General features: G+C 59.5%; 7 protein-coding genes and 1 pseudogene. 2 read left to right on the top strand and 6 right to left on the bottom strand.

The annotated features are described in order from the left end of the window. A pseudogene (locus BM174_RS11680) lies at window positions 1-265 on the bottom strand (IS110 family transposase); the annotation flags it as partial. A gap of 321 nt (window positions 266-586) precedes the next feature. Further along, window positions 587-2,542, bottom strand: coding sequence for a DNA gyrase/topoisomerase IV subunit B (locus BM174_RS11670; protein WP_093924029.1), 1,956 nt, complete (start codon window positions 2,540-2,542; stop codon window positions 587-589). A gap of 364 nt (window positions 2,543-2,906) precedes the next feature. On the opposite strand from BM174_RS11670, the gene BM174_RS11665 reads away from it, so the two are divergent. Next, a complete protein-coding gene (locus BM174_RS11665; RefSeq protein WP_093924052.1) occupies window positions 2,907-3,515 on the top strand; it encodes a carboxymuconolactone decarboxylase family protein in 609 nt (202 codons plus the stop codon). A 4-nt stretch (window positions 3,516-3,519) separates the two neighbouring features. Here the strand turns inward: BM174_RS11665 and BM174_RS11660 are convergent, their stop codons facing one another. Both BM174_RS11660 and BM174_RS11655 read right to left on the bottom strand, forming a co-directional pair. After that, window positions 3,520-4,416 carry an alpha/beta fold hydrolase gene (locus BM174_RS11660; RefSeq protein ID WP_093924028.1) on the bottom strand — a complete coding sequence of 299 codons (897 nt, stop codon included), beginning with the start codon at window positions 4,414-4,416 and terminating at the stop codon, window positions 3,520-3,522. Next, window positions 4,413-5,555, bottom strand: a complete 1,143-nt coding sequence (locus BM174_RS11655; protein ID WP_093924027.1) for an alpha/beta hydrolase family protein — start codon at window positions 5,553-5,555, stop codon at window positions 4,413-4,415. Before BM174_RS11655 ends, BM174_RS11660 begins: the two co-directional genes overlap by 4 nt. 246 nt (window positions 5,556-5,801) lie before the next feature. Between BM174_RS11655 and BM174_RS11650 the strand changes: the two genes are divergently transcribed. Continuing rightward, complete coding sequence (locus BM174_RS11650) at window positions 5,802-7,166, top strand: MATE family efflux transporter (protein WP_093924026.1); 1,365 nt, start codon at window positions 5,802-5,804, stop codon at window positions 7,164-7,166. 18 nt (window positions 7,167-7,184) lie between these two features. On the opposite strand, the gene BM174_RS11645 is transcribed toward BM174_RS11650, so the two are convergent. After that, the gene (locus BM174_RS11645) at window positions 7,185-7,586 is read right to left on the bottom strand and encodes a hypothetical protein (RefSeq protein WP_093924025.1); all 402 of its coding nucleotides are present in this window, start codon (window positions 7,584-7,586) and stop codon (window positions 7,185-7,187) included. 64 nt (window positions 7,587-7,650) lie between these two features. After that, on the bottom strand, window positions 7,651-8,853 hold the full coding sequence (locus BM174_RS11640; RefSeq protein ID WP_093924024.1) for a pyridoxal phosphate-dependent aminotransferase: 1,203 nt from the start codon (window positions 8,851-8,853) through the stop codon (window positions 7,651-7,653). Window positions 8,854-8,857: the final 4 nt, after the last annotated feature.

The following is an 8,857-nucleotide window of genomic DNA, read 5'->3' as shown; positions in this document are numbered from 1 at the left end:
TCTTCTGACGCTTGACGAAGGGTTTGACGTAAGCTGGCGGGATCAGACGCACTTCGTGGCCCAACTTGCCAATCTCACGGCCCCAGAAATGCGCGCCGCCGCACGCTTCCATAGCAACCAAGCATCGCGGAAGTTGGCTGAAAAACGCCAGAACCTGCGTCCGCCGTAACTTCTTGCGCAAAACCGCGTGGCCTGCGCCGTCAGCTCCATGCACTTGGAATACATTCTTCGCCAAATCGAGTCCGACCGTGATAATATCCGACATGACCGCTCTCCTTTTTGTGGATCATTGCAGACCCACCTTGGCACATCGATGCCGCCGGAGGGCGGTTACATCATCAAAGCCATACTGAAGCCTAGGTGTTCTGTAAGTATGTCATTCAGAAAGATCAGGTATCCTACAAAAGTCACCATTAAAGATGCTTTTGCGAGTGGGTTGTCAAATAACTTGTAATAGCTAGCCCAGCTAAAGTTATAGACTTGCCAATAGAGCCACCGCCACTTGCAAGCTAAAAATGTTGGATTTTCTAGTGAGCGAAGTGCCAGCAAAAATTTTATTCTATAGGACATATACTTTCATTCAAACTCAAACATCCAATTCCTCAACAAACTGCGCGTTCTCCTGAATATAGGCATAGCGCAACTCCGGCTTCTTCCCCATCAGGCGCTCCACCAGATCGCTGGTTTCGCCCGGCACGTCCTCTTGCACTGACACACGGATCAGTTTGCGGGTGTCGGGGTCCATCGTGGTTTCTTTGAGGTCTTTTGCGTCCATCTCGCCCAAGCCCTTAAAGCGCTGTAGGTCGATCTTGCCTTTGCCGCCTAAACCCTTCTCCATCCAGTAGTTTTTCTCAATGTCATCCGCGACATAGATGCGCTTGGCGCCTTGGGTCAGACGGTAGAGCGGCGGGCAGGCCAGATAGAGGTGGCCTGCGTCAATCAGCGGGCGCATCTGCGTGTAGAAAAAGGTCATCAACAGCGCGGCGATATGCGCGCCGTCGACGTCCGCATCGGTCATGATGATGATCTTGTCATAGCGCAGATCATCAAGGTTGAACCGGCTGCCCATGCCGACGCCCAAGGCTTCGCAGAGGTCCGAAATTTCGGCGTTGGTGGTCAGCTTGTTGGAGGCGGCCCCCAGCACGTTGAGGATTTTACCCTTAAGCGGCAGCAGTGCCTGATTGTGGCGGTTGCGCGCGCCCTTGCCGGAGCCACCAGCGGAATCGCCCTCGACGATGAACAGCTCGGTGCCCTCACGGGTTTTGCTTGTGCAATCGGTCAGCTTGCCGGGCAGCCGCAGCTTTTTGGTGGCGGTTTTGCGGGCGGTTTCTTTTTCCTGACGGCGGCGCAGACGTTCCTCGGCGCGTAGGACGATGAAATCGAGGATCGCGCCTGCGGATTTGGTGTCAGAGGTCAGCCAGTGGTCAAAGTGGTCGCGCACGGCGTTTTCGACCATGCGCTGTGCATCGACTGTCGCCAGACGGTCTTTGGTCTGGCCGACGAATTCCGGTTCGCGGATGAAACATGAGACCAGTGCACAACCGCCGGTGATCAAGTCGTCGCGAGTAATCTGGCTGGCTTTGCGGTTGCCGACCAATTCGCCGTAGGCCTTGATGCCCTTGAGGATCGCGGCCCAGAAGCCCGCCTCATGGGTGCCGCCTTCGGGAGTGGGGATGGTGTTACAGTACGACTGGATGAACCCGTCGCGCGACGGGGTCCAGTTGATCGACCATTCCACCTTGCCCGGCGTGTTGAACTTGTCGCGGAAATCGACCATCCCGCCAAAGGGCTTTTCGGCATAGGTGGTGGCGCTGCCAAGCGTTTCGTTCAGGTAATCCGACAGGCCGCCGGGGAAGTGAAAAGTTGCTTCCTGGGGGGTGTCGCCATCGGCAATTTCGCATTTCCAGCGGATTTCGACGCCCGAAAACAGATAGGCTTTGGAACGTGCCATCGCAAACAGCCGCGCGGGCTTCAGCGTGAGCGCGCCAAAGATGTCCGGATCGGGATGGAACGTTACCGCAGTGCCGCGCCGGTTCGGGGCCGCGCCGATTTTCTCCAGCTTGCCTTGCGGGATGCCACGGCTGAACTCCATCGCGAAAAGCTCGCGGTTGCGGGCGACTTCGACGCGCAGGTGGTCCGACAGCGCGTTGACGACCGAAGAGCCGACACCGTGCAGGCCGCCCGAGGTCTCATAGCTGTCGCCAGAGAATTTGCCGCCCGCGTTCAGCGTACAGAAGATGATTTCCAGCGCTGATTTTGTCGGGTCCTTGGGGTGCGGGTCAATCGGAATGCCGCGCCCGTTGTCGCGCACGGTGACATGGCCATTGCCATGCAGCTCCAGTTCAATCCAAGTAGCGTGCCCCGCCACCGCTTCGTCCATCGAGTTGTCGATGATCTCGGCGACCATGTGGTGCAGGGCGCGGTCGTCCTTGCCGCCGATATACATCCCCGGCCGCAGGCGCACGTGCTCCATATCCTCCAACACCTGAATGGAGGAGGCGTCATATTCTTTGGTCGGCTTGCCTGAAAGGAGATCGGTCATGCGCTGCTCTTTCTTTTGCTTTGCCGGTCATTTTGACAGGCCGCACAGCCTTGGGCAATCGCTTGATTGCCTTAATCCACAGCCTTCTTGGTGTTCGGGCCCGACTTGGCGGCGTTATGGCCTTAAATCAGGCCAACGTGCCGCGCTTGCGGGCCTGCAAACCTGTGTCTTGCCTCAAGGCAACCCAAAGGTCGCCAGCAGGCCAACTGCCGTAATCAGGATTGCCGCCAAGGGAATGATGCGCAGTAACATGAAAAAATTCCTTGTATTAAATACAAAAAGTATCTCCTTTTCCCGTGTTGCGATCAAGTCTGCTGTTCTCGGCCGACCCGCGACGCCCAATTTCAGCCCATTCGGAGACCCCATGCCCTGGATTAAAACCATCCCCTTTGACGAAGCCACAGGCAAGCTGCGCGACCTTTACGCCCGCGTGACCGGACCCGACAATAACGTCGACAACATCATGATGATGCACTCGCTGCGCCCCCACACGATGGAGGGGCATATGGCGATCTACAAGCAGGTGCTGCACCACCGCGACAACACGATCCCCAAGTGGTTTCTGGAGGTTCTGGGGGTTTGGGTATCGTCGCTCAATTCCTGCGCCTACTGTGTAGATCACCACTTTGCAGGGATGAAACGGCTGCTGCGCGATGATCCCCGCGCCGATGCGATCAGAGAGGCGATTGGCCTGCGCGATCTGGCGGCGATGCCCTTGGATCCGGCGCAAAAGGCCGCAATGGTCTATGCCCGCAAGCTGACCGAAGCCCCCGCCACGATGGCCCAAGCGGATGTTACCGCCCTGCGCGACGCCGGCTGGGACGATGGCGCGATCCTAGAGATCAATCAGGTCACCGCGTATTTTTCTTATGCCAACCGCACCGTGCTGGGTTTGGGCTGTTCGACCGATGGCGATATCATCGGTCTGAGCCCGGGCAATTCCGAAAACCCTGACGACTGGTCACACGGCTAAGCCTTTATTTACCCCCGTGCCATGCGAGTATGGCACGGGCGACCTCGGCGGGCTTCTGGTGGTGCAGCCAGTGGTCCGCGCCGGCAATCTCGACCCGCGTCAGATCGGCGGCGAAGTCTTCCAGCCCCTCGGTCGCTTCGGGTTGCAGTGCGGTGTCGTTGTCGCCCCAGACCAGCAGATGCGGGCAACGCACCTGTAGCTTTTCGGCCGGAAACTCGCGCAGGCCGGTGATCGGTTGATCGGGGTAGGCGACCTTGAGCGGTGAGGCGCGATACCAGTTGATCATCGCCCGCAACCGCCCCGGCCGCGCCCATTCGGCTTGGTACTGTGCGGCACGATCAGGGGTGAACCACGACAGGTCCATATTGGCGGAAAACAGTGCCATCAGCTTGGCGTAATCATTGGCGGATAGCCGGTCTTCAGAGCCGACCTCACGCAGATAATGGATATACTGAGAGGCTGCGGTTTGCGCGCCACCTGCCGCCATTGCACGTTGAAAAGGCACCGGATGCACCCCGTTGAGGATGATCAGACGCTCCACCAGCGCAGGTTGGAACATCGCCAGCCCGTAAGCCACCGCAGCGCCCCAATCATGGCCGAGCACGGTCAGCGGCGTGTCACCAATCAACGCCACCATGTCACCTACCAGCGCCGAAGTTGTGTAGGCGCTCACGTCCTGTGGCGCCCAGCTTTTCCCATAGCCGCGCAGGTCAGGGGCGATGCAATGAAAGTGTTGTGATAGAAGTGGCGCAAGGTCGGACCAGCTGCCGCCATATTCAGGAAAGCCGTGCAGCATCAAAAGCTTGGGCAGACCTTCGTTCCCCCAATGACGTATGAAGAACGGCTGGCCGTTCAGCAGGACCTCTTCGCTGCGGTCCGCTTTGGTTGCATCATCAGTCATAGGCTCGCACCTTTCGCATAAGTTTCAAATCGTAGCCCGCGTGCCGTTTCAGCAGGGAAGCCCGGCCAGGTGTTACCGTCAAGATAGCGGCGCAGGCTGCTGTCGCCCCGCAGATGCAGACCCAGAAACGCCGCAGCGGAATGCTGTGCGATGTTATTCATCCGCACTGTGTCCCAGACTGCATCGGCATAATGGCCGAAGGGCGCCCAGCCGAGTTCTTCGGAAAACGCCCAGCTTTCGGCAGGGGCCGGAACCGGAGCGGCGGCGTTATGGCCTGCATGCTCAAAGCTCAGCAAGTGACGCTCGGCCCCTGTAGCCTCTGTAAATATCTGGCGCATCGCGGCGTAGACGGAAACCTCGTCGGCAGTGCCTGCCATGAGTAACGTCGGCACCTTTAGACCCGCCATCCCCGCCGCGTCCCAAAAACCGCCCCCACGCCCCCAAGGGCCGATCGGGATTAACGCCTTGATGCGCGGATCTTGCAGTGCGGTATGGGAGGCGCTGCCCGCGCGGTGGCGGGCAAGGCTGCCATCCGCCGGGGCGCGAACATGGACCAAAGCCGCAGCACTTAACCCCGCGCCGCCCAAAACCAACGCGCCATAACCGCCCATCGAAAAGCCGATCACGCCAACTCGTGAGGTATCTGCAATGCGCGCCACATCGCCAGACATGCCCGCAACCGCGTCAATTACACCACGCTGGTCAAGCGGGCGATGCAGCAAGGTCTCGCCAAAGTCCTGATGATCCTCATAGGTGCTGCCTGCGTGGTCCGGTGCTGCGACGACAAAGCCCTTAGCCGCGAGACTTTCTGCCAAGTGGGACATAAGATAGCGATTGCCGGGAAAGCCATGCGACAGCACCACCAAGGGGGCCGAGATATCCGCCACTGCCGCGTCGCGACAGGCGCTGCCGTGATAGCTCACAGCGGTCACGCCATCGCGCAGCAACGTATCATAGCGGGTGCCGGATTTCGTGCCTTGAACCGCCGGATACCAAAGCTCCAGTGTCAGCATGCGCGGCGGCGCATCTGGCGCTGCCACATTGGCGCGCGTCGTCTGCACCCCAACCGCAAAGCGCCCCCTCGCCGCCAATTCCGGTGCATCGGGACGCAGCATATCGATACGATTTTCAGAGTTCATGGCTGCCCCAGACGTATAAATCTTACGCCACTGTGGCGATCAGCCAAACCGGAGGCAAGGCCACTTTAAACGGAAGTGCAAATGGTCTGCGCGTAATTTTGACACCAAATCTCTCGGGGTCTGAGGTAGCGACCCGATCTTCACGCGCCCCAAGCCAAATACCTGCCGCCCGCGCGCCTCGTTCTTGCCTGCGCTCGCGGGCAATCGCCCCTTTCCCTCTGAGGGTGTGCATCGTAATGCTGGGCGATGCAGCAGATCATGACATACAAGGGCCACCTTCGGGCCATTTCCACCCTCGGACTGCCGTTGATCGGCGGACATCTGGCACAGATGGCAATCGGCGTGACCGATACGGTGATGCTGGGCTGGTATTCGGTCGAGGCGCTGGCCGCCGTCACTTTGGGTGCCACCTATTTCTTTATCCTCTTCATTTTCGGGTCGGGATTTGCTTGGGCCGTGATGCCAATGGTGGCCTCCTTTGCCGCCGAAGGCGACGAGCGTGGCATTCGACGTGCAACCCGAATGGGGCTGTGGCTGTCTCTGGCTTTTGGCCTTTTGGCACTGCCTGCGATGATCTGGTCGCCGTTGATCATGCGCCAGATCGGGCAGGGGGACGCGCTTGCCGCATTGGCGGGCGAGTATCTGTCGATTGCAGGTTGGGGTATTGTGCCAGCACTGCTGGTCATGGTGCTCAAGTCCTATCTGGCCGCACTTGAACGGACGCAAGTTGTCCTGTGGATCACGCTGCTGGCAGCGGTAGTGAACGGTTTTGCCAATTATGCCTTCATCTTTGGCAACTGGGGCGCGCCCGAGATGGGGGTGAGCGGGGCGGCGGTGGCATCTGTCTGCACGCATATCATCTCGCTGGTGGGCGTGGTCGCCTATGTGGTTCTGGTATTGCCGCAGCACCAGTTGTTCGTCCGCCTATGGCGCGGCGACGCGCAGATGCTGGCCCGCGTTGCGCGTCTGGGCTGGCCTATCGGCCTGACAGCGCTGAGCGAGGTTGGCCTCTTTGCTGCCTCTGCCGTCATGATGGGATGGTTGGGGACAATTCCGCTGGCAGCACATGGTATCGCCCTGCAACTCGCTTCTCTGACCTTCATGGTGCATCTCGGCTTGAGCAATGTGGCAACCATTCGGGCGGGCAATGCTTTGGGGCGGCGCGACGGTGCGCATATGGCGCGGGGCGCCAAGATCGTCACGGCGATGTCGATACTGTTTTCTGCCGTTACAATTGTCTTCTTTGTTGGCTGGCCGGAATGGCTGATTTCGCTGTTTATGCAACGCAGCGAGCCGGCGCGGGCCGAAATCCTGTCAGTCGGGATCGGGCTGCTGGTCATGGCGGCCTTGTTCCAGCTTGTCGACGGGGCGCAGGCCGTGGCGCTGGGGTTGTTGCGCGGGGTGCAGGACACCACGATGCCGATGATCTTTGCCGCAATCAGCTATTGGGTGATCGGTGTGCCCTGTTCCTACCTGCTCGGGTTCACGTTCGGCTGGGGCGGTGTTGGTGTCTGGGCTGGCCTCGTCATCGGCTTGGGAGTCGCGGCGGTTCTGTTGAACTGGCGGTTCTGGCGGGTGACTATTCAGCAGATCCCACGGCTGGCAGTGTAACCGACAGTATCGGGCTCATCAGTCTTTCGTCAGGCTGTCGGCTTTTTTGCGCACGAGGGTCGAGCGTAGGTCGTGCATGGCCAGCAGCAGCGCGTCGGTGACGGCTTCAAGCTGGTCATCGGTGGCTTTGGACTGCACCCACTGCGTCGTCAGGTTGAGGTAGTCGACGGCGCGGTAGATGTCGTCGATGTCGCGATGGGCAAGGATTTGCAGACGTTCCTCCATCCATGTGCGGATCGTCTTGAGATCCGCCTCGGATAGGGTGCGGTCTCCGTGCGGCTTAATCTCGCCGTTGCGGATGTTGAGGACAGCGATCTGGTCCATCTCGATCCGGCGTTGGCGATTTTCGGTATCAACACGGTAAACCGCTGCGCCATTCTCGCGCACGCGAAAGTAGTACTCCGGTAATTCACCTGCCATATCAGTGCCCTGCCTTTGCGGGGCAGGGCGGACAGTTTCGGATTTGCACAGGCATTCGGTTTCCTCAGGTCAGTCCGGCACAGAAGCTTTGGATGCGCGTGCATGCCTCTTTCAGTGCCTTATCCGTGGTAGCGTAGCTGACGCGGAAATTGGGCGAAAGCCCGAAGGCCGCACCAAAGACCACCGCAACGCCGGTTTCTTCAAGCAATGCTGCGGCGAAAGTCTCGTCGTCGGTGATCTTGGTACCAGCGGCAGACGTTTTGCCGATCAACCCCGCAATGGAGGGATAGACGTAAAATGCGCCTTCGGGGGTCGGGCAGATCACGCCGTCGATTTCGTTGAGCATTTCCACGACAAGGTTACGGCGGCGCACAAACATCTCATTGTTAGGCGCAATGTAGTCCTGCGTGCCGTTCAGCGCCTCAACCGCGGCCCACTGGCTAATGGTGCAAGGGTTCGAGGTCGACTGCGACTGGATTTTGCGCATGGCGCCGATCAGCTTTTCGGGTCCAGCAGCATAGCCGATGCGCCAGCCTGTCATGGCATAGGCTTTTGACACGCCGTTAACCGTCAGGGTGCGGTCGTAAAGCTGCGGCTCGACCTCGGCAGGGGTGCAGAACTCGAAACCGTCATAGGCGAGGTGTTCATACATATCGTCGCTCATCACCCAGACGTGGGGGTGGCGGAGCAGCACGTCGGTCAGCCCCTTTAGCTCCTCGCGGCTGTAGCCGGCCCCTGTCGGATTGGACGGCGAGTTGAAGATGAACCACTTGGTTTTTGGTGTGATTGCGGCCTCAAGCGCGGCGGGGGTGAGTTTAAAGTCATCCTCCAGCGTCGCAGTGGCAATAACGGGGGTTCCACCGGCCAGCAGCACCATATCGGGGTAGCTGACCCAATAGGGCGCGGGGATCACCACCTCTTCACCGGGGTTCATCGTGGCCATCAGCGCGTTATAGAGGATCTGCTTGCCGCCGGTGCCGACGCTGACCTGCGCAGGGGTGTAATCAAGCCCGTTGTCGCGCTTGAGTTTAGCGCAGATCGCCTGTTTCAGCTCGGCGATACCATCAACAGCGGTATACTTCGTCTTGCCAGCAGCAATCGCGGCGACAGCAGCATCCTTGATGTTCTGCGGCGTGTCGAAATCCGGCTCTCCGGCGCCGAGGCCGATAATATCGCGCCCCGCGGCCTTAAGCTCGGCGGCTTTGGTGGTCACAGCGATTGTGGGTGACGGTTTGACACGCGCGAGCGTCGCAGAGAGCAGTTCCATTCGG

The organism is Sulfitobacter brevis, assembly GCF_900112755.1.
GTDB lineage: Bacteria > Pseudomonadota > Alphaproteobacteria > Rhodobacterales > Rhodobacteraceae > Sulfitobacter > Sulfitobacter brevis.
Note: the sequence above shows the minus strand (reverse complement) of the source record. Positions and strands in the feature narration are given on the sequence as shown.